This window comes from Streptomyces sp. NPDC001108 (assembly GCF_053598535.1).
On record NZ_JBSFKL010000001.1, the window covers coordinates 348,030 to 370,125 of the forward strand.

General features: G+C 71.9%; 23 protein-coding genes. 10 read left to right on the forward strand and 13 right to left on the reverse strand.

Features of this window, described 5'->3' with window-relative positions:
- The first annotated feature begins 37 nt into the window (after positions 1–37).
- Positions 38–1,405 (forward strand): FAD-dependent oxidoreductase, encoded by a 1,368-nt coding sequence (locus tag ACWC97_RS01515; protein ID WP_392278064.1) that lies wholly within the window; start codon positions 38–40, stop codon positions 1,403–1,405.
- A 103-nt stretch (positions 1,406–1,508) separates the two neighbouring features.
- Here the strand turns inward: ACWC97_RS01515 and ACWC97_RS01520 are convergent, their stop codons facing one another.
- Complete coding sequence (locus tag ACWC97_RS01520) at positions 1,509–2,561, reverse strand: chitinase (protein ID WP_352274555.1); 1,053 nt, start codon at positions 2,559–2,561, stop codon at positions 1,509–1,511.
- A gap of 359 nt (positions 2,562–2,920) precedes the next feature.
- Between ACWC97_RS01520 and ACWC97_RS01525 the strand changes: the two genes are divergently transcribed.
- The 6 genes from ACWC97_RS01525 to ACWC97_RS01550 all read left to right on the forward strand — a co-directional run bounded on the left by ACWC97_RS01525 (position 2,921) and on the right by ACWC97_RS01550 (position 9,085).
- A complete protein-coding gene (locus ACWC97_RS01525) occupies positions 2,921–3,967 on the forward strand; it encodes an iron-siderophore ABC transporter substrate-binding protein (protein ID WP_450646730.1) in 1,047 nt (348 codons plus the stop codon).
- A gap of 10 nt (positions 3,968–3,977) precedes the next feature.
- The gene (locus tag ACWC97_RS01530; RefSeq protein WP_450646731.1) at positions 3,978–5,018 is read left to right on the forward strand and encodes a FecCD family ABC transporter permease; all 1,041 of its coding nucleotides are present in this window, start codon (positions 3,978–3,980) and stop codon (positions 5,016–5,018) included.
- A gap of 11 nt (positions 5,019–5,029) precedes the next feature.
- Entirely contained in the window at positions 5,030–6,094 is a 1,065-nt protein-coding gene (locus ACWC97_RS01535) for a FecCD family ABC transporter permease (RefSeq protein ID WP_450646733.1), read from the forward strand.
- Between the two features lie 153 nt (positions 6,095–6,247).
- Positions 6,248–7,126, forward strand: coding sequence for a YndJ family protein (locus ACWC97_RS01540; RefSeq protein ID WP_450646735.1), 879 nt, complete (start codon positions 6,248–6,250; stop codon positions 7,124–7,126).
- The gene (locus tag ACWC97_RS01545) at positions 7,123–7,626 is read left to right on the forward strand and encodes a DUF1990 family protein (RefSeq protein ID WP_352274560.1); all 504 of its coding nucleotides are present in this window, start codon (positions 7,123–7,125) and stop codon (positions 7,624–7,626) included. Before ACWC97_RS01540 ends, ACWC97_RS01545 begins: the two co-directional genes overlap by 4 nt.
- Positions 7,627–7,663: 37 nt before the next feature.
- On the forward strand, positions 7,664–9,085 hold the full coding sequence (locus tag ACWC97_RS01550; RefSeq protein WP_352274561.1) for a lipase maturation factor family protein: 1,422 nt from the start codon (positions 7,664–7,666) through the stop codon (positions 9,083–9,085).
- Positions 9,086–9,100: 15 nt separating this feature from the next.
- Here the strand turns inward: ACWC97_RS01550 and ACWC97_RS01555 are convergent, their stop codons facing one another.
- From ACWC97_RS01555 to ACWC97_RS01595, 9 genes are read right to left on the reverse strand one after another with little or no spacing between them, the layout of a single operon-like run.
- Positions 9,101–10,450: an ammonium transporter gene (locus tag ACWC97_RS01555; protein WP_352274562.1), complete on the reverse strand. Its 1,350-nt coding sequence runs from the start codon at positions 10,448–10,450 to the stop codon at positions 9,101–9,103.
- A gap of 27 nt (positions 10,451–10,477) precedes the next feature.
- The gene (locus ACWC97_RS01560; RefSeq protein WP_352274563.1) at positions 10,478–11,437 is read right to left on the reverse strand and encodes an urease accessory protein UreD; all 960 of its coding nucleotides are present in this window, start codon (positions 11,435–11,437) and stop codon (positions 10,478–10,480) included.
- A 1-nt stretch (position 11,438) separates the two neighbouring features.
- Positions 11,439–12,059, reverse strand: a complete 621-nt coding sequence (gene ureG / locus ACWC97_RS01565) for an urease accessory protein UreG (RefSeq protein ID WP_352274564.1) — start codon at positions 12,057–12,059, stop codon at positions 11,439–11,441.
- A gap of 41 nt (positions 12,060–12,100) precedes the next feature.
- Positions 12,101–12,826: an urease accessory protein UreF gene (locus ACWC97_RS01570; protein WP_450647452.1), complete on the reverse strand. Its 726-nt coding sequence runs from the start codon at positions 12,824–12,826 to the stop codon at positions 12,101–12,103.
- A 53-nt stretch (positions 12,827–12,879) separates the two neighbouring features.
- Positions 12,880–14,604, reverse strand: a complete 1,725-nt coding sequence (gene ureC, locus ACWC97_RS01575; protein WP_352274565.1) for an urease subunit alpha — start codon at positions 14,602–14,604, stop codon at positions 12,880–12,882.
- A complete protein-coding gene (locus tag ACWC97_RS01580; RefSeq protein WP_450646739.1) occupies positions 14,604–15,065 on the reverse strand; it encodes an urease subunit beta in 462 nt (153 codons plus the stop codon). Before ACWC97_RS01580 ends, ureC begins: the two co-directional genes overlap by 1 nt.
- On the reverse strand, positions 15,062–15,907 hold the full coding sequence (locus ACWC97_RS01585; protein ID WP_450646741.1) for a sirohydrochlorin chelatase: 846 nt from the start codon (positions 15,905–15,907) through the stop codon (positions 15,062–15,064). The genes ACWC97_RS01580 and ACWC97_RS01585 overlap by 4 nt, the downstream gene beginning before the upstream one ends.
- Before the next feature lie 5 nt (positions 15,908–15,912).
- Positions 15,913–16,218, reverse strand: a complete 306-nt coding sequence (locus ACWC97_RS01590; RefSeq protein WP_352274568.1) for an urease subunit gamma — start codon at positions 16,216–16,218, stop codon at positions 15,913–15,915.
- Between the two features lie 36 nt (positions 16,219–16,254).
- Complete coding sequence (locus tag ACWC97_RS01595) at positions 16,255–17,217, reverse strand: urea transporter (RefSeq protein WP_450646743.1); 963 nt, start codon at positions 17,215–17,217, stop codon at positions 16,255–16,257.
- A 178-nt stretch (positions 17,218–17,395) separates the two neighbouring features.
- Here ACWC97_RS01595 and ACWC97_RS01600 point away from each other — a divergent pair, with 178 nt between their 5' ends.
- Positions 17,396–17,869 carry a fluoride efflux transporter FluC gene (locus ACWC97_RS01600; RefSeq protein ID WP_352274570.1) on the forward strand — a complete coding sequence of 158 codons (474 nt, stop codon included), beginning with the start codon at positions 17,396–17,398 and terminating at the stop codon, positions 17,867–17,869.
- Positions 17,866–18,240 carry a fluoride efflux transporter FluC gene (locus ACWC97_RS01605; RefSeq protein WP_366293652.1) on the forward strand — a complete coding sequence of 125 codons (375 nt, stop codon included), beginning with the start codon at positions 17,866–17,868 and terminating at the stop codon, positions 18,238–18,240. Before ACWC97_RS01600 ends, ACWC97_RS01605 begins: the two co-directional genes overlap by 4 nt.
- Before the next feature lie 158 nt (positions 18,241–18,398).
- Here ACWC97_RS01605 and ACWC97_RS01610 read toward each other — a convergent pair whose 3' ends face one another.
- Together ACWC97_RS01610 and ACWC97_RS01615 are read right to left on the reverse strand one after the other, a co-directional pair.
- On the reverse strand, positions 18,399–18,575 hold the full coding sequence (locus ACWC97_RS01610) for a hypothetical protein (RefSeq protein WP_352274572.1): 177 nt from the start codon (positions 18,573–18,575) through the stop codon (positions 18,399–18,401).
- 465 nt (positions 18,576–19,040) lie between these two features.
- Positions 19,041–20,525, reverse strand: coding sequence for an SDR family NAD(P)-dependent oxidoreductase (locus tag ACWC97_RS01615; RefSeq protein WP_385209408.1), 1,485 nt, complete (start codon positions 20,523–20,525; stop codon positions 19,041–19,043).
- Between the two features lie 289 nt (positions 20,526–20,814).
- Here ACWC97_RS01615 and ACWC97_RS01620 point away from each other — a divergent pair, with 289 nt between their 5' ends.
- Positions 20,815–21,270 (forward strand): ATP-binding protein, encoded by a 456-nt coding sequence (locus ACWC97_RS01620; RefSeq protein ID WP_352274574.1) that lies wholly within the window; start codon positions 20,815–20,817, stop codon positions 21,268–21,270.
- Between the two features lie 34 nt (positions 21,271–21,304).
- Here the strand turns inward: ACWC97_RS01620 and ACWC97_RS01625 are convergent, their stop codons facing one another.
- On the reverse strand, positions 21,305–21,985 hold the full coding sequence (locus tag ACWC97_RS01625; RefSeq protein ID WP_450646746.1) for a (2Fe-2S)-binding protein: 681 nt from the start codon (positions 21,983–21,985) through the stop codon (positions 21,305–21,307).
- Positions 21,986–22,096: the final 111 nt, after the last annotated feature.

Genomic DNA, 22,096 nt, shown 5'->3' on the forward strand with positions numbered 1-22,096 from the left:
ACAGACCGCACCAGTTCGTTCTAAGGACCAGCACCTGATGACCCGCCCCGTCCGTGTTGCCATAGTCGGAGCCGGCCCCGCCGGCATCTACGCGGCGGACGCGCTGCTGAAATCCGATGCCGCCCAGGACCCGGGGGTTTCGATCGACCTGTTCGAACGGATGCCCGCCCCCTTCGGTCTGATCCGCTACGGGGTCGCCCCGGACCACCCGCGGATCAAGGGCATCGTCCAGGCGCTCCACCAGGTGCTCGACAAGCCCCAGCTGCGCCTGTTCGGCAACGTCGACTACCCCAACGACATCGGCCTGGACGATCTGCGCTCCTTCTACGACGCGGTGATCTTCTCCACCGGCGCCGACGCCGACCGCGCGCTCGACATCCCGGGCCACGACCTGGACGGTTCGTACGGCGCCGCCGACTTCGTCTCCTGGTACGACGGCCACCCCGACGTCCCGCGCACCTGGCCCCTGGAGGCCGAGAAGGTGGCCGTGCTCGGCGTCGGCAACGTGGCGCTGGACGTGGCCCGCATCCTCGCCAAGACGGCCGACGAGCTGCTGCCGACCGAAATCCCGGCCAACGTCTACGACGGCCTCAAGGCCAACAAGGCGCTGGAGGTGCACGTCTTCGGCCGCCGCGGCCCCGCGCAGGCCAAGTTCAGCCCGATGGAGCTGCGGGAGCTGGACCACTCGCCGAACATCGAGGTCATCGTCAACCCCGAGGACATCGACTACGACGCGGGCTCCATCGAGACCCGGCGGGGCAACAAGCAGGCCAACATGGTCGCCTCCACGCTGGAGAACTGGGCCATCCGGGACGTCGGCGACCGCCCGCACAAGCTGTTCCTGCACTTCTTCGAGTCGCCGGTGGAGGTGCTCGGCGAGGACGGCCGGGTCGTCGGCCTGCGCACCGAGCGGACCGAGCTCGACGGCACCGGCAATGTCAGGGGCACCGGCACCTTCACCGACTGGGACGTGCGGAGCGTCTACCGCGCGGTCGGCTACTACTCCCAGGAGCTGCCGAAGCTCCCGTTCGACGTGGTCTCCGGCACGGTCCCGCACGCCGCGGGCCGGGTCCTGGACGGCGGGGAGCACCTGCCCTCGGTCTACGTCACGGGATGGATCAAGCGCGGCCCGGTCGGGCTGATCGGCCACACCAAGGGCGACGCCAACGAGACGGTGGCCTGCCTGCTGGAGGACCGCGCCGAGGGCCGGCTGGCCGCGCCCGTCCGCCCCGAGCCGGAGGCCGTCACCGCCTTCCTGGAGGACCGCGGCATCCGCTACACCACCAAGGACGGCTGGCACCGCCTGGACGCCCACGAGCAGGCGCTGGGCGCGGAGCAGGGCCGCGAGCGGATCAAGGTCGTGGACCGCGAGGCGATGCTGGACGCCTCCGAGCCGCAGGACTGACCCGTACGGAACCGACCGGCCGGCCGCGTGACGCGGCCGGCCGGTCGGCGTGGGGCGGCCCCGTCCACCTCGGCAGGGCCGCCGGTCCGGTGACTCCGGGGCGTCAGCGCCCCTGGAGCGCCTTGACGTTGTCCCCGAAGGTCCAGCCCTTCGAGCCGTCCCAGTTGAGCGACCAGGTCATCAGGCCCTTGAGCCCGTTGTTGTAGCGGTTCCACGCCTGGGCGACCTGACCGGTCGACATGTACCCGCCACCGGCACCCGGCTGGGCCGGGAGCCCCGGCACCTGCTTGTCGTACGGCACCCTGATCGTGGTGCCCTGGATGACGAGCCCCTTGTCCAGGCAGTCCGTCTGGGCGGTGAACCCCTGGACGGTGCCCGCGGAGTACGAGTCGCCGGAGCAGCCGTACATGCTGCCGTTGTAGTACTGCATGTTCAGCCACCACAGGCGGCCGTTGTCCGCGTACTTCTTGATGATGGGCAGGTACGCGCCCCAGATCGAGCCGTAGGTGATGCTGCCGCCGGTGACGTAGGCCGTCTCCGGCGCCATCGTCAGGCCGAAGTTCGAGGGCATCCGGGCGAGCACGCCGTCGATGATCCGGATCAGGTTGGCCTGCGAGGCCGAGAGCTGGTTGATGTTCCCGCTGCCGGAGAGTCCGGTCTCGATGTCGATGTCGATGCCGTCGAAGTTGTACTTCTTCAGGATCGGCACCACGGTCTCGACGAAGCGGTCGGCGACCGTGCTGGAGCTGAGGTCGATCCCGGCCGTCGCGCCGCCGATCGACATCAGCGTGGTGAGGCCCGCGGCCTTCGCCTGGCACATCTCGGCCGGGGTGGGGACCTTCACCGTCGAGTCCATCCCGTCCTCCCACTTGACGGTGCCGTCGGAGAGGATGACGGGGAAGGCCGCGTTGAGCACGTTGTAGCCGTGCTGGGCGATGCGGCTGTCGGTGACCGGGATCCAGCCGAGCGGCGGGTGCACCCCGTTGGAGGCGCCGTCCCAGTTCTCCCAGTAGCCCTGGAGCACCTTCCCGGCCGGCTTCGACTTGACCGCGCAGGTCTCGTCGGCGGCGGAGCTGGGCGTCGCCGCCACCAGCATCTGTACGGCACAGGCCGCCGCGAGGCCGACCCCCAGCAGGCGCGTTGTCCGACCGAACATGGTTGCTTCCCTTCCTGTCACGGCCGGGCACCACCGGGGTGGCGCACAGGCCCGAATCGGCCCGGTGCGGGGCGAGTTGAGCCGTGGAATGACATGCGCCTGACAACACAGAGACGGAACGCGGTCCCGCATTTCACGGCCCGTCACACGCTAGGGAGGCCCGAACGGCCCGTCAATAGGTCTGGACCAAAGAAGCCTCGCCCCCCGAGGGCATTTGTCGCCGTGAAATGCATTAGCTTAGGCTTACCTAACTCCCTGCGACGCGCATCGGGGCCGTCGTCGTACGCCTTCGGCCACCGCTTCGGCACGCCCTCGTGCGGTCGCCGGGTCCGCTCCGTCCCCCAGCACGAGGAACACCCATGTCCCGCTTCACCCGCGTACGTCGCCGCACCCTCCTCGCGACCGCCGCCGCCACCGCTCTCGCCCTCGCCGTGGGCGGCTGCTCGTCGGGCGGCGACGAGGAGAAGTCCGGCGCGGCCGGAAAGGGCTCCGGGGCGTTCCCGGTCTCCATCAGGAGCGCGCTCGGCACCGCCGAGATCGAGCGGCGGCCCGAACGGGTCGTCACCCTCGGCCAGGGCTCGGCGGAGACCGCCATCGCGCTCGGCCACACCCCGGTCGGCATCGAGAAGTACGAGTGGGGCAGCGACAAGTCGGGCTATCTGCCCTGGGTGCACGAGGCGGTGAAGAAGTCCGGCGACAAGCTGCCGGTCCAGTTCGCCGGGGGCGAGGACATCGACTTCGAGGCGATCACCGAGCTCGAACCGGACGTCATCCTCGCGCCGTGGTCCGGGATCACGCAGAAGGACTACGACATCCTCAAGGACATCGCCCCCACCGTCGCCTACCCGGGCCAGGCGTGGAGCACCGGCTGGGAGGAGCAGATCGACATCATCGCCAAGGCGCTCGGCCGGCCCGAGCAGGCCGAGGTCCTCACCTCGAGGATCGAGAAGCAGTTGGCCGACGCGGCGGCGAGCCGGCCGGAGTACAAGAAGCACACGTTCTCGTACATCTACAACACCGGCCCCGGCACCCTCGGCGTGTTCAAGCCGGAGGAGCAGCGCGTCTCCATGGTCTCCGCGCTCGGGCTGAAGGTCGACCCGGTGGTGGACACCTTCAAGGAGACCAAGGGCACCGCCTCCGCGCTCATCGGCCTGGAGAACGCCGAGAAACTGAAGAACAGCGACCTCGTCTTCACCTTCTACATGAACGACAAGGCCCGCGAGGAGATCGAGGCGCAGCCGCTGTACGCCGCGATCCCGGCGGTGCGGAACGGGGCCGTGGTGGCGGGGACGGACAACTCGTTCGTCACCGCTTCCTCGATCATCAACCCGCTCACCGTGCCGTGGGTCATCGACCGTTATCTGCCGCTGATCGACCGGGCCGTCAAGGCCGCCGACAACGGCTGACACCGGCCCCATGGTCACCACCACGCACGCGCCGCCGGGCGCCGCCGGAACCTCGCGGTCCGGCGCCGTCCGGCGGCTGTCCCTGCTCGTCCTCGCCGTCGCCGTGCTGGCGCTCGCGGTCTGTGCGAGCGTCATGTACGGCAGCCGGACCACCTCCTTCACCGATGTGCTCCACGTCCTGGACGGCACCGCCGACGCGGGCGTCACCACCGTCGTCGAGAGCCGCTACCCGCGCACCGCGCTCGGTCTGCTCGCCGGGCTCTGCCTGGCCGTCGCGGGCACCCTGATGCAGGGGGTGACCCGCAATCCGCTGGCCGACCCGGGGCTGCTCGGGATCAACGCGGGCGCCTCCGCGAGCATCGTCGCCGCCACCGCGTTCCTGGGCGCCTCGGGCGGTACGGCCACGATGTGGTGGGCGCTGCCCGGCGCCCTGGGGGCCGGACTGCTGGTCCATGCCCTCGGCTCGGCGGGATCGGGCGGCGGTCTCGTCCGGCTGGTGCTCGCCGGGGCGGTGCTCTCGGCGGTGCTGACGGCGTTCGTCCAGGCGGTGACCCTGAGCCGGCCGAAGGTGTTCGACAGCTACCGGTACTGGGTCGTCGGCGCGCTCGGCGGGCGGGACTTCGACGTGTTCTGGTCGGTGCTGCCGTTCGCGGGGGCCGGTCTGGTGGTGGCCGCCCTGCTCGGTCCGGGACTCAACGCGCTGGCCCTGGGCGACTCCACCGCGGCCTCCCTGGGCGCCTCCCCCGCGCTGGTGCGCGCGGGCGGGCTGCTGGCGGCCACGCTGCTGAGCGCGGCGGCCACCGCGGCGGTCGGGCCGGTCGCCTTCGTCGGGCTGGCGGTTCCGCATGTGGTGCGGGCGCTGGCCGGGGTCGACTTCCGGGCGCAGCTCCTCTTCTCGGCGCTGGTCGGTCCGGCGCTGCTGCTCCTGGCGGATGTCGTGGGGCGGGTGGTGATGCGCCCGCAGGAGCTGATGGTCGGTGTGGTGACCGCGTTCCTCGGGGCGCCCGCGCTGCTCGTCGCCGTACGCAGGATGAGAGGCGAGGCGGGATGAGGGACACGGCCATGACGGCGCGTCGGGGTGCGGTCCGCACCGCGTCGCCGCGGAAGGTGCTGACGGTCGGCCGGCGGGTGGCGCTGCCGGTCCGGCGGGTGTCGGTGCTGACGGCGGTATCGCTGCTGGTGCTGCTGGCGGCGGGGGCGGTGGCGACGTTGTCGCTGGGGCGGCTCGGCATCGGCCTCGCCGATCTGCCCGGGGCGCTGACCGGCGGGGCGGAGGGCAAGGACGCGTTCGTCCTGGAGCGGCTGCGCGGGCCCCGGCTGACGGTCGCCGCCGGGACCGGCGCGGCGCTCGGGCTCTCCGGGGCGCTGTTCCAGTCCGTGACCCGCAATCCGCTGGGCAGCCCGGATGTGATCGGCCTGGCCTCCGGTGCCGGTGCGGGCGCCGCGATCAGCGCGCTGTTCCTCCCGGACAGCGTGCCGGTGGCGCTCGGCGCGCTGCTCGGTGCCGTCCTCGCCATGACCCTGGTGTACGTGTCGACCGGCACCGGCTTCCGCGACCCGGCCCGGCTGGTGATCGCGGGCATCGGGGTGGCCGCGATCGGTACCGCGATCACCCAGTACGTCGTGTACGCGATGGAGCGGGACCGGGCGGCCGTCCTCACCGCCTATGTCAACGGCAGCCTGTCCGCGCGCTCCTGGACCGACGCCGCGACGATCGGTCTGGTGCTGCTGGCCGTCGCCCCGTGCGCCGCGCTGGTCTCGCGGCGGCTGGACATCGGGGAGATGGGCGACGACATCGCACACGCGCTGGGGGCGCGGCCGCGTACCACGAAGACCGTGGCCGTGGTCCTGGCGATCGTGCTCTCGGCCGGAGCGGTGAGCGTCGCCGGGCCGATCGCGTTCGTCGCGCTGACGGCTCCGCAGATCGCCCGGCGGATCACCCGGCTCCCGGGCCCGCATCTGACGCTGTCGGCGCTGACCGGTGCGGTGCTGCTCGTACTGGCCGACCTGTGCGCCCAGCAGTCGCCGCTCTTCGACAACCTGCCGGTCGGCATCTACACGATGGCCGTCGGCGGGGCGTACCTGGGATGGCTGCTGGTCCGGGAGTGGCGCCGAGGGGTTCTCTGACCCCGCCCGGAACAGCCGGAAGGGGGCGGTCCGGCACGGGACCGCCCCCTTCCGGCTGTTCACCCACCCCCTTCTTGAACGCGTTCAAAAGAAGCCGTAGAGTCACCGCCAGACGGACTTGAACACGTTCAAGTCGAAGGGGGCGGTGCGGCGATGTCGTCGTTGGTCAACGCGATCGTGATGCTGGGCATGCTGGTGGTGGTCCCGATGGGGCTGCGGCTGGTGGGGGCGCCCGAGCTGGACCGGATACGGCGGCTGTGGCCGCTGTTCGCGGTGCCCGGCGCCGTCGCCCTGTGGCTGCCGCGCGGACCCGCGGCCACCGCGCTCGCCGCCTGCTACGCCCTCGGGACCGCACTGCTCGCGCTGCACGCGCCGCAGCGCCTGCTGCGCGAGCCCCGGGCCCACCGGGCACCGGCCGAGATCGCCCTGCTCACCGCCCTGGTCATGCCGTCGATCGCGGCCACCGCGCTGGTCGCCGAGCGCTCGGGCCACCGGCTCTTCGGCTTCGGACTCGGCATCCTCGCGCTGACCGTGCCGCACTTCCACTTCGCGGGCTTCGCCGCGGCGCTGGTCTCCGGGCTCGTCTGCCGGGTCGCCGACACCCCGGCGGGCCGGTTCGCCGCGCTGAGCGTGCCGCTGGGCACCCTGCTCGTCCTGGGCGGCTACTTCGTCGGCGACCGGGCCGAGCTGGCCGGTGCCCTCGTGCTGACCGCGGGGATGTGGGCCGTCGCCCTGCTCACCTGGCGTTCGGTCCGGGGGCCCGACCGGGACCGGACCACCCGGCTGCTGCTCGCGGTCTCCTCCGGCGTGCTCGCCGTCACCATGCTCCTCGCGCTGAGCTGGGCGCTCGGCGAGGCCACCGGAATCCCCCATCCCACCCTGGGCTGGATGGCCGCCACCCACGGCCTCGGCAACGCGCTGGGCTTCGCGCTCTGCTCGCTGCTCGCCTGGCGAAGGCTCCGGGAGGCACCGTCCGGCCACGGCCGGACGGCTCCCCGGCACGACACCCACCACGAAGGACGGACCGCGTGAACGCATTCTCCTACCCGGAGGTCGGGACCACCCGGCTCGGCCCGCTGCCCGACGGGTACCACCACCTCCACCACCGGACCCGGGTCGGCCGCGGCCGGGCCGACCTCGAAACGGTCGGCGCCGCCATCACCGGCTGGGGCATGCACCGCGGCTCCGGGGCCCGGGTCGAGTCCTCGGCGGACCGGGCCGAGGCCGGGACCACCCTGACCGTCTCGCTCGGGATCGGCCCCCTCCGCTTCCACGCCCCCTGCCGGGTCGTCTGGACCGCGTACGAGCCCGACCGGATCGGGTTCGCGTACGGGACGGCCCCCGGCCACCCCGAGTCCGGCGAGGAGTCCTTCGTGGCGGAGCTGGCGGACGACGGGACGGTGTGGTTCACCGTCACGGCGTTCAGCCGGCCGGTCGCCTGGTACGCCCGGCTCGCGGGGCCGGTCGTACCGGTGCTCCAGCGCTGGTACGCCCGCCGTCTCGGAGCCACGCTGCGCCGGATCGCCGCCTGAGAGCCTGTCGGGCGTCCGCTGACCGATACTGGAGGCGATGCAGTGGTTCACCGCGGACGGGTACTGGCTCAGCCGGCTGGTCTTCCAGCGGGCGCTGGCCGCCGTGTACCTCGTCGCCTTCCTCGCCGCCGCGCTCCAGTTCAGGGCGCTGATCGGCGAGCGCGGCATGCTGCCGGTGCCGGCGTTCCTGCGGCGCACCGACTGGCGCGACGGCCCCGGCCTCTTCCGGCTGCACTACAGCGACCGCTTCTTCGCCTCGGTCGCCTGGACCGGCTGCGCGGTCGCCGTGGCGCTGCTCGCCGGGGCCGACGCGTACCTGCCGCTCTGGGCGGGGATGGCGCTCTGGGCGGTGCCCTGGGCGCTGTACCTGTCGATCGTCCAGGTGGGTCAGACCTGGTACGGCTTCGGCTGGGAGTCGCTGCTGCTGGAGACCGGCTTCCTCGCGGTCTTCCTCGGCAACGGGCACACCGCCCCGCCGGTGCTGGTGCTGTGGCTGCTGCGCTGGGTGCTGTTCCGGGTCGAGTTCGGCGCCGGTCTGATCAAGATCCGCGGTGACGACTGCTGGCGGAAGCTGACCTGTCTCTACTTCCACCACGAGACCCAGCCGATGCCGGGGCCGCTGAGCTGGTTCTTCCACCGGCTGCCCCGGCCCCTGCACCGGGCCGAGGTCGCGGTCAACCACGTCACCCAGCTCCTGGTGCCGGTGCTGCTCTTCACACCGCAGCCGGTGGCGAGCGTGGCGGCCGGGCTGATGGTGGTCACCCAGCTCTGGCTGGTCCTCTCGGGCAACTTCGCCTGGCTGAACTGGCTGACGATCACGCTGGCCCTGTCCGTCGTCGACTGGTCGCCCCTGGCCGAGCCGCCCGCCCAGACCGCGCCGCCGCTCTGGTACGAGGTGGTGGTGGCGGCGGTGACCGCGCTGGTGCTGTTCCTCAGCTACCGCCCGGCCCGCAACCTGGTCTCCCGCCGCCAGGTGATGAACCGCTCGTTCGACCCGTTGCACCTGGTCAACACGTACGGCGCGTTCGGCAGCGTCAGCCGGGTCCGGCTGGAGGTGGTGGTGGAGGGCACGGACGAACGGGTCCTCCACGAGGGCACGCGCTGGCAGGAGTACGGCTTCCGCGGCAAACCGGGCGACCCGCGCCGGCTGCCCCGCCAGTTCGCCCCGTACCATCTGCGGCTGGACTGGCTGATGTGGTTCGCGGCGCTCTCCCCCGCGTACGCCCGGCCGTGGTTCGGCCCGTTCATGGAGCGGCTGCTGGAGAACGACCGGGACACCCTGCGGCTGCTGCGGCACAATCCGTTCCCCGACGCCCCGCCCGCGCACGTCCGCGCCCGGGTGTACCACTACCGGTACACCACCTGGCGCGAGCTGCGGGCCACCGGACGCTGGTGGCACCGCACCTACGTGCGCGAGTTCATGCCGCCGGTCTCGCTCGGCCCGGACCGCCGGTCCTGAACCGCCGGGCGCGGGTCACTTGGACTCCTCCCGGGCCCGCAGCAGCCGGGTGATCTGCTTGACGAGCTCGTCGTCGCTGGTGATCCGCTTGCCGGAGACCAGGGCGCCGAGGCGTTCGGCCGTCTGGAAGTCGTAGGCGCGCTCCCGCTCCGTGCCGGGGACCTTCTCGTACTCGTCCTTCGCCCGGAAGCCGACGGCCACATCGACCAGTTTCGCGATGATCCAGGTGAGCAGGAAGGAGAACGCGATCACGCAGACGATGGCGAGGAGCTGTCTGCCCAGCAGTCCCCAGCCGCCGCCGTAGAACAGCCCCTTCTTGCCGCTGATCCGCGCGGTGGCGAACAGGCCGACCATGATCAGCCCGACCAGTCCGCCGACCCCGTGCACCCCCACCACGTCGAGGGTGTCGTCCACGGAGAACCGGTACTTGAGCGTGATGGCGAAGGCGCAGACCGCCCCGACCACCAGTCCGGTGATGACCGCGCCCAGCGCGTTGACCTCGCCACAGGCGGGGGTGATGGCGACCATGCCCGCGACGGCCGAGGAGACCACGCCCATGGTGGTGACGGTGCCGGTGCGCCACTTCTCCACCAGCGGCCAGGTGACCATGGCGCCCGCGGCGCCCAGCTGGGTGTTGAGGAACGCGGCACTGGCGGCGCCCTGGGTGGTGAGCGCCGAGCCGGAGTTGAAGCCGAACCAGCCGAACCACAGCAGCCCGACGCCGATCACCACCAGCGGGATGTTGTTGGGGCGCTCCTCCCGGCGGGCGAAGTCGCGCGGGGCCCGCAGCACCAGTGCGACGGCCAGTCCGGAGACCCCGGAGTTGAGCTCCACCGGCAGCCCGCCCGCGAAGTCCAGCGCCCCCAGGTGCTTGACGATCCACCCGTTCTGGTCGAACACCCAGTGCGCGAGCGGGGCGTAGACGACGAGCAGCCACAGCGGGACGAAGACGAGCCAGCCCCGCATGGTGGCGCGGTCCGCGATCGAGCCGCTGATCAGGGCCACCGTGATGATCGCGAAACCCATCTGGAAGGTGCTGTAGACATAGGTGGGGATGTGCCCGGTGAGGGTGGTCAGCCCGATGTCGTGCATGAACACGTGGTCGAGGTTGCCGATGAGTCCGGCGCCGCCGACGTCCGGCCCGAAGGCCAGCGAGTAGCCGATGATCCACCAGACGAGCGTGCCGAAGGCGAGTGCGGCGAAGCTCATCTTGATCATCATCAGGATGTGCTGGGTGCGCACCATACCGCCGTAGAAGAACGCCAGTCCCGGCGTCATCAGCAGCACCATGGCGGTGGAGGCGAGCAGCCAGGCGGTGTCACCGGAGTCGTACGCCGGCGGCATCGGTGGGGGTGCGAAGTTCATCGGCGGGTCCCTCGTCGTGGTGGGGTGTCAGGGCTTGCGCAGGGCGGGGGCGGGGTGGCCGGTGAGCAGTCGGCGTACGGCGTCCCAGGCGGCGGTGTGCGCGGCGGCGACCCGTACCGGGCTGTCGTCCAGCAGCCGCAGCCAGGCGCCGCAGTCCCGGGGCAGCACGCTGACCCCGTACAGGACACCGAGCCCGGCGAGCGCGGTGTGGAGGGTGTCGGCCAGCTCACCGGCCGGGGCCCGGTCGGTGACGACGAAGAGCGAGGCGACGTGGTCGTGCCCGGCGAACACCCCGGGGCCGAGGACGCCGCCGTCCGCGGCGCCCGGCGTCAGGCGCAGGGTGTCGAGGGCGAGGAGGGTGCCGTCGGGGCGGGTGACGCGCAGATCGGTGGCGAGGGTCCGGTAGGCGTGGCGCTCGCCGCGCGCGAGCCGCCCGGCGGTCACGGTGTCGCCGAGGAGCACGGTGGCGCCGGGGGCGACGGTGGCCTCGGTGCGCTGGTAGAAGCGGGAGTCCGCGAACGGGATCAGCGGGTCGGGCAGGTACTCGACGTAGGCGCCGTCCTCCGCCGTGATGTGAACGCGCTGGCTGGCGTAGTCGTGCTCCATCCGGAAGATCTTGGTCGCCGCCTGGGTGGTCAGATGGACCTGGGTGCCGGGCCCGCAGCGGAAGTCCATGCGGTAGCGGTCGGCCTGGGCGACCCCGCCGCCGGTGGCCATCAGGTAGACGTAGCTCATCCCGGGCATCGCCGGGTCGATCCAGAGCGGCCGCATGATCTGGAGCGGGGTCTTCTGGTAGCGCTCCACGAGTTCGGTGCGCCCACCCCGTACGGCGAAGGCCAGGTCGAGGATGCCGACCTTGGCCGGTGCGCCGGGCCCGAGCGTGTCGGGCACGGACGCCAGGGCCGCCACCTCCGGGGGGAGGCGGTCCACGGTGTAGTGGCCGGGGGCGAGCCGGTCCGGCCGGGGCGGTGACGGGGTGGGCCGCATCTCAGATCAGCGCCTTGCGACGGGATTCCAGGTAACCGGCGACGTCCTCGACCCCGATGCCGGTGAGGCAGTCGGTGAGGACGACCGGTCCTTCCCCGCGCACCCGGTGGGCGTCGGACTCCATGACGCCGATGTCGGTGCGCACGTACTTCGCGATGTCGATCTTGTTGATGACGAGCAGGTCGGAGTCGGTGATGCCGGGGCCCCGTTTGCGCGGCATCTTCTCGCCCTCGGCGGTGTCCAGGACGAAGACGAAGAGGTCGACGAGGGCCGGGCTGAACGTGAGGGTGAGGTTGTCGCCGCCGGACTCGTAGAGCAGGGTGTCGGTGTCCGGGAAGCGTTCCAGCATCTCGGCCCCGGCGGCCAGGTTCATCGTGGGGTCGTCGCGGACGGCGGTGTGCGGGCAGGCCCCCGTCTCCACGCCGACGACGCGCTCCGGTTCGAGGACCCCGGCGAGGGTGCGGCGGATGTGCTGGGCGTCCTCCTGGGTGTAGATGTCGTTGGTGATGACGCTCGGGCGGTGGCCGCGCTCGATGAGCACCGGCACCAGCGCCTCGATGAGCGCGGTCTTGCCGGAACCGACCGGTCCGCCGATGCCGACCCGCAGTACGTTGTCGTCCATGGTGTTCCCTTTTCCTCGCGTCGTTGGGGGTGGGGTGGGGATCAGCTGGCGAACAGCCGGGCCTCGGCGCGTTCGTGACGGCCCGACATGATGTCCGAGGCGAAGACGGTGGCGCCGACGTCGGCCAGTTCGCGCCGGAGCGCCGCCTCGGTGGTCTCCTCGACGACGGGTGCGGCGTTCCGCAGCAGGACCTGGGCCCCGCGGTGGTCGGTGAGCCGCAGCCGCAGCGCGGCGCCGGCGAAGCTCGCGCAGAACGCGAACAGGTCGCAGGCCACCGCCTGGCGGACGGGGACCCCGGCCGCCGCGTGGACCACCCCGGCCGCCACCGCCTGGGTGCCGGGCGACTCGCCGCGTACGACACGGTCGAAGTGCTCGGTGATCTCCGGCCGGTCGAACACCTCGGCGGCGAGGTCGAGGAGCTGCCGCCCGGTCCGGGTGGCGGCCTGGCGCATCTCGCGCCCCAGTTTGGTGGCGAACAGGTGCTCGTCGATCCGGACGACGGCCGCCGCGTCGCCCGCCCGGGTGGCCCGGTGGGCGAGCGCGAGCGCGGTGGCGTCGGCCGGACCGACCCCGTGCCGCAGCAGGTCCGCCAGCAGCGCCGGGAGGCTCTGCCGGTCGACCGCCCCGGCCTGCGCGAACCCCTCCAAGCTGTGGGAGAGCGTGTAGAAGCCGCTGGGGAACGCCGAGTCGGTCAGCTGGAGGCCGACCAGCAACGGCCCGAGCGCCGGCCCGGCCTTCGCCTCCGCGTTCGCCGGAGCGGGCGCCACCCCGCCCCGGATCTCTTCCTCGTCCTGGTACACGGCCGCGTCTTCCTCGCGCCCTAGACCAGGAAGTACAGATGGTTGAGCGGGAGCTCCTCGGCCGGGTCGATGGTGGCGACCTTGCCGTTGAGGGTGACCTTGAACGTCTCGGGGTCGACCTTGATGTCGGGCAGGGCGTCGTTGCGCACCATGTTGTGCTTCCCGATGGTCCGGGTGCGCCGGACCGGCAGCACCTTGCGGTCCAGGCCCAGTTCGGCCGGGACCCCGGCGGCGATCCCGGCCTGGGACATGAAGGTGACATGGGTACTGGCCTGGGCCTTGCCGTACTGCCCGAACATCGGCCGGTAGATCACCGGCTGCGGGGTCGGCAGCGAGGCGTTGGGATCGCCCATCTGCGCCCAGGCGATGATGCCGCCCTTGATGATCATCTTCGGCTTGGCGCCGAAGGAGTGCATGGGCCAGAGCACGATGTCGGCGAGCTTGCCCTTCTCGATGGAGCCCACGTGGTCGGAGATCCCGGTCGCGATGGCCGGGTTGATGGTGACCTTCGCGAGGTAGCGCAGCACCCGCTGGTTGTCGTTGCGGGCGGAGTCGCCCTCCAGGGTGCCGAGCTTGTCCTTGCAGTGGTGGGCGATCTGGAAGCAGCGGGTGACGGACTCGCCGACCCGGCCCATCGCCTGCGAGTCGGACGAGATCATGCTGATCACGCCGAGGTCGTGCAGGACCGACTCGGCGGCGATGGTCTCGGCCCGCACCCGGCTGTCGGCGAAGGACACGTCCTCGGGGATGTCGTGGCTCAGGTGGTGGCAGACCATGACCATGTCGAGGAGCTCGTCCACCGAGTTCCTGGTGTACGGGAGCGTCGGGTTGGTGGAGGACGGCAGGATGTTGGGCTCCCCGGCGACCCGCAGGATGTCCGGGGCATGTCCGCCGCCCGCGCCCTCGCTGTGGAAGGTGTGGATGGTGCGGCCGTCGATCGCGGAGCGGGTGTCCTCGAAGAATCCGCTCTCGTTGAGGCTGTCGGTGTGGATGGCCACCTGGATGTCGTGCCGGTCGGCGACCTTGAGCGCGTTGTCGATGACGGCGGGCGTCGCGCCCCAGTCCTCGTGCACCTTCAGCGCGCAGACCCCGGCCCGGACCTGTTCCTCCAGCGCCTCGGGGAGGCTGCCGTTGCCCTTGCCCATGATGCCGAGGTTGATGGGGACGCCCTCGGCCGCCTGGAGGAAGCGGGCGATGTTGAAGGGGCCGGGTGTGCAGGTGGTGCCATTGGTGCCGTCGGAGGGGCCGGTGCCGCCGCCGATGAGGGTGGTGATGCCGTTGGTGAGCGCCTGTTCGGCCTGTTGGGGTGCGATCAGGTGGACGTGGGTGTCGATGGCGCCAGCGGTGGCGATGAGGTGCTCACCGGCGATGGCCTCGGTGCCGGGGCCGACGACCAGGTCCGGGTGGACGTTGTTCTGGGTCTGCGGGTTGCCGGATTTGCCGATGCCCGCGATGAAACCGTCCTTGATGCCGATGTCGCACTTGACGATGCCGACGACGGGGTCCATGACCACCACGTTGGTGATGACGGTGTCGAGCGCTCCCTGGGCGGCGGTGGCCTGCGGGTCGGCGGCCATGCCGTCGCGCATGGTCTTGCCGCCGCCGTAGACGACCTCGTCGCCGTAGAGGCCCTCGCTGTAGTCCTTCTCGACCTCGACGACGAGGTTGGTGTCGGCGAGGTGGAAGCGGTCGCCGACCGTCGGGCCGAACATGTCGGTGTACTGCTTGCGCGGCAGGATGGGCATCAGCGCGAACCCTTCTTCTTTTCCTTGGCGTCCTTCGCGGCCTTGGCGCTCTTGGCGTCCTTGGTGTTCTTGCCGCCCCCGGCCTTCTTCTGGGCCCCGGCGAAGCCCAGCTCGATCGCCCGGCGGACCGCCTCGATCCGCACCGGCTGCGAGGCGAGGCTGCCGTTGAACAGCCCGCTGAAGCCGACGAGCCGGCCCGTGCCGGCGTACGCGCACAGCTCCACCTCACGCGTGCCGCCGGGCTCGATGCGCACCGAGGTGCCCGCGGGGATGTCGAGGTGCATGCCGAGCGCCTGCTGCCGGTCGAACGAGAGCGCCGAGTTGACCTCGAAGAAGTGGTAGTGCGAACCGACCTGGACGGCCCGGTCCCCGGTGTTGCGCACGGTGAGCTTCACCCGGCGGCGCCCGGCGTTGATCTCGATCGGTTCCTTGCCGTAGATGTACCTCTGGCGGGGTGTCATGCGGTGCTCCTGATGACTCGGCCCGCACCGTGGACATGCGGGTGCGGATGCGGGTGCGTGTGGACGGCCCCGTAGGGGTGGCCGTGCCCGTGGCCGTGGAGGTGGCCCTCGCCCGGGGGGTGGGTGTGGGCGTGGCCGTGGTGGTCGGCGGCGGTCAGCCCGGCCGCGATGCCGTCGTCGCCGTGCTCGGCCCGATGGCGCCGGGCGTCGGCCACCCGCTCGGCGAGCACCCGGGCCAGCGCCGCCGGGGAGAGCAGCGGGCCGCCGTCCGTGATCCGCGCGCCGGGTACGTCCGGCAGCGGCGGCCGGGCGAACGCGGCCGGGAGCAGCACCACCTCGCGGGCGCCGAGCAGTTGACAGCGCCGGACGCCCTCGGCGGGGCTGGGGTCTCCCCCGGTGAACGCGACCTCGACCAGTTCGTGGCCGCCGTAGCGGCGCACCAGGCTGGCGACGCGGTACAGCTCGGCGTCCTCGAAGGGGTCCCCGGCCGGGGCGGTGACCAGCAGGGCGGCGGTTCCGGGGGCCCGGCCGGCCGCCGCGCGCAGCCAGGCGGTCAGGTGCTGCGCGGTGCCGAACGGCTCGGTCAGCAGGGTGCGGGCGCGGGCGGCGGGCGGCAGTGCCCGCAGGGTGCGGGCGGTGTCGGCGACGAGTTCCGGGTCGCGGCCGAGGGTCATCGGTACGACACAGCTCTCCTCGCCGCGGCGGGCGAGGGCGGTGACCGTCCGGAAGAGGGCGCGCCCGTCCCGTACGACGGTGGTCCCGGTCCCCGCGAGATCGTGCAGGGCGGCGCCGTACCCGGCTTCGTGGCCGCAGACGGCGATCACCCGGCGGTTCGCGTCCACCGGGTTCAGCCGCCGATGGGATCGTGGCAGGAGACCAGCTTGGTCCCGTCCACGAAGGACGCCTCGATCTGGAGCAGGCCGAGCATCTCCCGTACGCCGGGCATGGTGTCGTCCTCGCCGACGACATGGCGGCCCAGCTCCATGCAGTCGGCGACGCTCTTGCCGTCGCGGGCCGCTTCCAGGATCGCCTCGCTGATCAGTGCCACGGCCTCGCTGTAGTTGAGCTTGAGGCCGCGGCCCTGGCGCTTGCGGGCCAGGTCGGCCACGACGTAGACCAGCAGTTTGTCGATCTCGCGGGGGGCGAGGTTCATCGTCAGTACCTCTCTGGGGTGAGGGGGAACGGGCGGTCAGCCGCTTTTCCGGAACCGGGGCAGCAGCGGCACCGCCGCCATGAACGCCCAGGTCACGAGGATGAACGGCCAGGTGAAGGTGTGGCCGCCGAAGGGTTTGAAGAACGAGGTCAGGGAGGCCGTGAGGCCCGTGGAGGCGGCGGCGCCGAAGAGCGCGTACGCCCCGTTCCACACCGTCGGGGTCAGGAAGACCGCACCGATGGCGATGGCGACGAGCACGGCGTTGTATCCGTAGATCCCGTTCGCGATCAGCGAGCTGGGGGCGCCCAGCAGCCAGGCGGCGAGGATCCCGACGACGCTGCCCCCGGCCGCGAAGAGCACCACCCGCACCCCGGCGCAGGCCAGGCCGACGAGCATGATGAGCCCGACGTACCAGGCGTCGACCAGGAAGATCTGCGCGACGTTGGTGAAGAAGCCGTGCCACAGATCGCTCCAGGAGAGCCCGGTGGCGCCGCTGGTGGTGCTGGACACCTGCTTCGGGGCGCCGTGCCAGATCCGTGCGAAGGACGGCGCGCCGAGCACCATGACGCCGGAGACCAGGCAGAACGGTGCGGTGAGCGCGGTCAGTCCGTACGGTTTCAGCAGGTTCGTCAGGGCCATCGTCAGCACGGTGCACATGATCGAACCGATCACCGCGAGGACGTACGTGGCGGGGTGGTTGCCCAGCGAGGTGACCAGGGCGATGCCGGTGAGACAGCCGGAGTACCCGTGCAGGCCGAGGGCGATGGAGGGGCGGTCGACGCCGAACGCGTAGGCGGTCAGCGTCGAGAGGGCGGTGCCCAGGGTCGCGAAGAGACCGATCTGCCAGCCGGCCACCCAGAGTCCGGCGAGGATGAACGCCCCGGTCCACAGGCACGGCTGGAGGTCCACCTGCCCGACCCCTCGGATCGTGGCCAGCAGGAACGCGGTCGGCTGCCGCTGCTCCAGCCTGCGGACGGCAGTCGGCTCGGCGAGGGACAAGGGGACTCCAGCGCATAGCGGATCAGGGATGGAACGCTCTTCGCGGTCTGCCACCATCAACGCACAGGTCGGCCCGGTCTTCTCGCGGAGCGCCGTCCGGCTGCGCCGTTGGGGTCGTGAACCGCGCCGTCGAGCGTGGGAGACGGGGATGTCCGGACCGGCTCGTTAGCTTCGGTGGATGTCCCCGCAGATGCGCCTGCACCGTCGCACCCACCCCGATCACCACCCCGGGGCGCAGCCCGCCGTCGTGGCGGCGGTCGCCGTCGGCGGCGCCGTGGGCGCGCTGGCCCGCTACGCCGCCGAGCGGCTGTGGCCCGACGGCCCCGAGGCGTTCCCCTGGACGGTGCTGCTGGTCAACGCCGTGGGCTGTTTCCTCATGGGCATCCTGATGGTGACCCTGAAACTGCGGTTCCCCGGCGCGCCCCGGCTGATCAGCCCGCTGCTCGGCACCGGGGTGCTCGGCGGGTTCACCACGTTCTCGCACTACACGGACGGGGTGCGGCAGCTCTTCACGGAGGGCCGGACCGGTGACGCGGTCGGCTGTCTGCTGCTGACCGTCGTGGCGGCGCTGGCCGCGGTGACGGCGGGTGCCTTCGCCGCGCACCTGGTGCTCGGGCGGGGTTACGCGGAAGAACCGGAGAGTGCCCGATGACCGACTGGCTGCTGGTGCTCGTCGGCGGGATGGTCGGTGCGCCGCTCCGCTACCTGCTCGGGGTGGACGCGAAGTTCCGCCTGCACACCGCCTTCCCGTGGGGCACGTTCGCGGCCAACGCGGGGGCGGCGTTCTTCCTCGGCTACGTCTCCGAGGCGGTGACCGACGGGGAGTTCGGGCCCCGCCTCCAGTTGCTGCTGGCCACCGGATTCTGCGGGGCGCTGTCGACCTGGTCGACGTTCTCGTACGAGCTGCTGACCTTCGCCTCGGCCCGGCGGACGGCGCTGGCCGCCGGATATCTGACGCTCACCGTCGCGGCGGGCATGGGACTGTCCTTCGCCGGGGCGGCTCTGGCGGACGCGGTCCGATGAGCGCGGGGCCCGGGCGGCGACGGTGCGGGCGGCGGGGACGGGTCCGCGCGCGGGGGTGGCGCACGGCCGGGCAACGGGTTTCGGCCCCGGCCCGCGCGGAGCGGACCGAGGCCAAGGCCGAAAAAAGGTGGTTCCCGGGAGCTCGGGGTGGAGCGGGATCAGTCGATGCCGGGCAGGATGTGCGGCTCGGCGAGGTCGTCCTCGTAGCCGGCCAGCCGGATCGGGGCGGACCGGGCCCACACCTCGATGTTGCGGAGCTTCTCGGGCCTGCGGGCCGGGCCCGTGTGCCGATCGGCGGGGCGCTTCTCGTGCTTCGTCAGTTCCGGTGTCGTCACCGCGCACTCCTTTGTGTCGCATAGCCCCGGACGTTGCCGAAGCTCCGGCCTGACTGCCGGAATCGGCCGCCCGTGCGGGGCAGGGGCAGAGAACAGCTCGGTCGCGGTGGCGCCGGGTACAGGGCGGGACGGCGACCTGGTTGACAAGTCTGTCCCGGGACGGTCGAGGAGGGTTTGTGGACTTCTCGATGGCGTCCGTTCACATCAGAGTAACCAAATGAGCGCTTCCGCGCTCGATAGAACGTGTGCAGTAGGTCACTTTCAGCCACTCCGCAGGGAAAAGACCCGTCCGCGATCACGGCCCGGAGAGCGGCCGTGACGGACAGCATGGCACCGCACCCCGCGTGTCCGGGACGGCATGTCGGCAAGCTGCCGGTACCCCGCCGGGCGGAGCGGCATCACACGGTCCGCCCCATGACGACATCCGCCCCGGGGCGACGGGCCCCGGGGCGGTGGTTGGGACGGCTACCAGTTGGCCGGGGCGTAGTCCTTGAGGAAGCAGCCGTAGAGGTCCTCGCCGGCCTCGCCGCGCACGATCGGGTCGTAGACCCGGGCGGCACCGTCGACCAGGTCGAGCGGGGCGTGGAAGCCCTCTTCCGCCAGGCGGATCTTGTCGGGGTGCGGACGCTCGTCGGTGATCCAGCCGGTGTCGACGGCGGTCATCAGGATGCCGTCGTTCTGGAACATCTCCTGCGCGCTGGTGCGGGTGAGCATGTTCAGGGCGGCCTTGGCCATGTTGGTGTGCGGGTGACCGGCGCCCTTGTAGCCGCGGCTGAACACACCCTCCATCGCGGAGACGTTGACGACGTAGGCCCGCTTGGCCGCGGTGGCCGCCATGGCCGGGCGGAGCCGGCTGATGAGGATGAACGGGGCGGTCGAGTTGCAGAGCTGGACCTCCAGCAGCTCGATCGGCCCGACCTCGTCGACGGTCTGCACCCAGCTGTTCGTGTCGTGCAGGTCGGGGACGAGCCCGCCCGCGTCGATCGCGGTCCCGGCGGCGATCCGCTCCAGTGAGGCGGAGCCGGTGACCAGGGCGAGCTCGGTGACGTCCTGGGCGCTCAGCCCCTCCTTGCGGGCGGACGGCAGGGCGGCCACCCGGTCGACGGTGCCGCTGCCGAAGGTGCCGATGACCTCGGCGGCGGGCAGCTCGCCCGCCGGGAGCGGCGCGGACTCGGCGTTGACCAGTTCGCTGTAGGCGTTGGGTGAGCGGCGCACCGTCTGGGCCGCGTTGTTGATCAGGATGTCCAGCGGGCCCTCGGCGGCCACCGAGTCGGCGAGGGCGACGACCTGGGCGGGGTCGCGCAGGTCGATGCCGACGATCTTCAGCCGGTGGATCCACTCACCGCTGTCCGGCATCGCCTTGAAGCGGCGGATCGCGTCGTTGGGGAAGCGGGTGGTGATGGTGGTGTGGGCGCCGTCGCGCAGCAGCCGCAGCGCGATGTACATGCCGATCTTGGCCCGGCCGCCGGTCAGCAGGGCGCGCTTGCCCGTGAGATCCGTCCTGGCGTCGCGGCGGGCGCGGTTCTCCTGCGCGCACGACTGGCAGAGCTGGTGGTAGAACGCGTCCACCTCGACGTACCGGGTCTTGCAGATGTAGCAGGACCGGGGGCGCTGGAGCACGCCCGCGATCTCGCCGCGGGTGGACGACGACGGCAGGACGCCCTGGGTCTCGTCGTCGATCCGGTCGGCCGAGCCGGTCGCGGTGGCCTCGGTGACCGCCTTGTCGTGGGCGGTCTTGGCGGCGCGGCGCTCCTGACGGCGGCGCTGCTTCACCGTCCGGTAGATCCCGGCGGTGGCACGGCGCACGGCGACGGCGTCGGGGTGGTCGACCTCGATACGGTCGAGCTCGTCGAGCACACTGAGGCAGACGGCGAGCCGTTCCGGGTCGATCCCGGGGCCGAACTCCTCCGTACCGGGAGCGAGCTCCTGGCTGTCCTCTGTCACCGTCATCGCCGTTCCTCTGCCGTCCGTCTCTCGTGGCGGCCGACCGCCGTACCTGCTTCTGCCGGGCCGAAACGCCCCGGTCAAGTCTGCCATGCACCTGATGCTGCTCCGTTCGCGTGACGGGGTGGGACCGGCCGTACCCGGGGGCGGTACTCTTCGCTGCGGCGTCGTGGCCGACCGGTGCGGCGGTGGCCGGGAACTGCCGGGTTTCCGCCGGAGTGGGACCGTGCTTCGCGGGTAGGCGGACACCGAGAAGCCGTCACAGAACACCCCTGCGTCGCCCTGGCTGGAGCACATGAACGAACAGGTCACCTCACGACCGGCGGACGGGCCGTGCCCGGACCGGCCCCTGGAGGTTCTGCACAGCGCCGAGGTGTTCGACGGCGAGCCGGGCTGCATCGCACAGGCCCGCGCGCTGGCCGACCGCTTCCTCGTCCGGCTGGCCGCCGAGTGGCTCGCGGTCCTGGGCGAGCGCACCCGCGGCGATCTGCTGCTGGCGGTGAGCGAGCTGGTCACCAACGCCGACCGCTACAGCCAGGGCCCCTACCTGCTGGAGCTTGAGGGCACCGCGGAGCGCGTCAGTGTGACGGTGTACGACTCCAGCACCGCGCTTCCGGTCTTCTACTCCCCCGACCCGGCACGCCCCGGTGGCCACGGCATGGAGATCGTGGTGGCGTTGTGCGACCGGCTGACCGCCGAGCGGGTGCCGGTGGGCAAACGCATCCGGGCCGAGTTCGAGCTGAGCAGCTGAGCCGCCGGACACCCGGACCGCGGGGCGGGCGGGGTCAGCGGCGTTCGAAGACGCAGTCGCCGCACAGTCCGCCCGCCGGGACGCGGTAGTAGAGGCAGCAGCTGCGCCGGCGGAACGCCGTGTCGTGCGGGGCGCCGGTGGTCCGCAGGTCCGGGTGGTCGAGGAGTTCGGCGGTCAGGGCACGGGCCCGGGCCGCCGCGTCGGGGCGGCGGTGCTTCGCCGCCCAGGAGACCAGCTGGCGCAGGGCCCCGGCGAGCGCGGAGCCGGCGTTGCCCCACAGCAGCCGGTCGGAGAGCGGCCCGTCCCGGTGGACCGCCTCGGCGAGCGGTACGAGGTGCCCGTACTGGACGGTCTCGCGGATACGGTCGGCGGTTCCGGGCAGCGATTCGGTGCCGTCCAGCCACAGGTCGTCGGGGGACGACTGCCCCGGGTCCCAGTGGAGGGAACCGGCCGACAGGTCGGGGAAGCGGCCGGTCACCGCCGCCGGTCCGAGCGCGGTCGACCAGAGGCGGGCGGCCAGCCCCAGGTGCGCGATCGAGGCGGCCACCCTGCGCTCGGCGGTGCCCAGCCGGGCGGCGACCGTGTCGATGCGGGCCGTCAGCGGGGCCTGCTCCCCCGCGTACAGCCGTGCCAGGGGGCGGTGTTCGCCACCGGTCGGTGCGACGGTCCGCAGTGCGAAGAACCCCTCCGCCGGACCCTGGGCGGACTCGTCCATGGGCTGTTGCTCCTTCCCGGCGCCCGTCTTCCGTGGACGAAGCGGCCCCGCCCACCGTAGCCCCGTGGGCGGAGCGGGAACGGCCCCCGGGTGGAAGGGCCACCGTCCGGG

Coding starts and splice junctions, on each gene's coding strand:
- ACWC97_RS01515 (WP_392278064.1), top strand. CDS start 38: ATGACCCGCCCCGTCCGTGTTGCCATAGTCGGAGCCGGCCCCGCCGGC.
- ACWC97_RS01520 (WP_352274555.1), bottom strand. CDS start 2,561: ATGTTCGGTCGGACAACGCGCCTGCTGGGGGTCGGCCTCGCGGCGGCC.
- ACWC97_RS01525 (WP_450646730.1), top strand. CDS start 2,921: ATGTCCCGCTTCACCCGCGTACGTCGCCGCACCCTCCTCGCGACCGCC.
- ACWC97_RS01530 (WP_450646731.1), top strand. CDS start 3,978: ATGGTCACCACCACGCACGCGCCGCCGGGCGCCGCCGGAACCTCGCGG.
- ACWC97_RS01535 (WP_450646733.1), top strand. CDS start 5,030: ATGACGGCGCGTCGGGGTGCGGTCCGCACCGCGTCGCCGCGGAAGGTG.
- ACWC97_RS01540 (WP_450646735.1), top strand. CDS start 6,248: ATGTCGTCGTTGGTCAACGCGATCGTGATGCTGGGCATGCTGGTGGTG.
- ACWC97_RS01550 (WP_352274561.1), top strand. CDS start 7,664: ATGCAGTGGTTCACCGCGGACGGGTACTGGCTCAGCCGGCTGGTCTTC.
- ACWC97_RS01555 (WP_352274562.1), bottom strand. CDS start 10,450: ATGAACTTCGCACCCCCACCGATGCCGCCGGCGTACGACTCCGGTGAC.
- ACWC97_RS01560 (WP_352274563.1), bottom strand. CDS start 11,437: ATGCGGCCCACCCCGTCACCGCCCCGGCCGGACCGGCTCGCCCCCGGC.
- ureG (WP_352274564.1), bottom strand. CDS start 12,059: ATGGACGACAACGTACTGCGGGTCGGCATCGGCGGACCGGTCGGTTCC.
- ureC (WP_352274565.1), bottom strand. CDS start 14,604: ATGCCCATCCTGCCGCGCAAGCAGTACACCGACATGTTCGGCCCGACG.
- ACWC97_RS01580 (WP_450646739.1), bottom strand. CDS start 15,065: ATGACACCCCGCCAGAGGTACATCTACGGCAAGGAACCGATCGAGATC.
- ACWC97_RS01590 (WP_352274568.1), bottom strand. CDS start 16,218: ATGAACCTCGCCCCCCGCGAGATCGACAAACTGCTGGTCTACGTCGTG.
- ACWC97_RS01600 (WP_352274570.1), top strand. CDS start 17,396: ATGTCCCCGCAGATGCGCCTGCACCGTCGCACCCACCCCGATCACCAC.
- ACWC97_RS01605 (WP_366293652.1), top strand. CDS start 17,866: ATGACCGACTGGCTGCTGGTGCTCGTCGGCGGGATGGTCGGTGCGCCG.
- ACWC97_RS01615 (WP_385209408.1), bottom strand. CDS start 20,525: ATGACGGTGACAGAGGACAGCCAGGAGCTCGCTCCCGGTACGGAGGAG.
- ACWC97_RS01620 (WP_352274574.1), top strand. CDS start 20,815: ATGAACGAACAGGTCACCTCACGACCGGCGGACGGGCCGTGCCCGGAC.
- ACWC97_RS01625 (WP_450646746.1), bottom strand. CDS start 21,985: ATGGACGAGTCCGCCCAGGGTCCGGCGGAGGGGTTCTTCGCACTGCGG.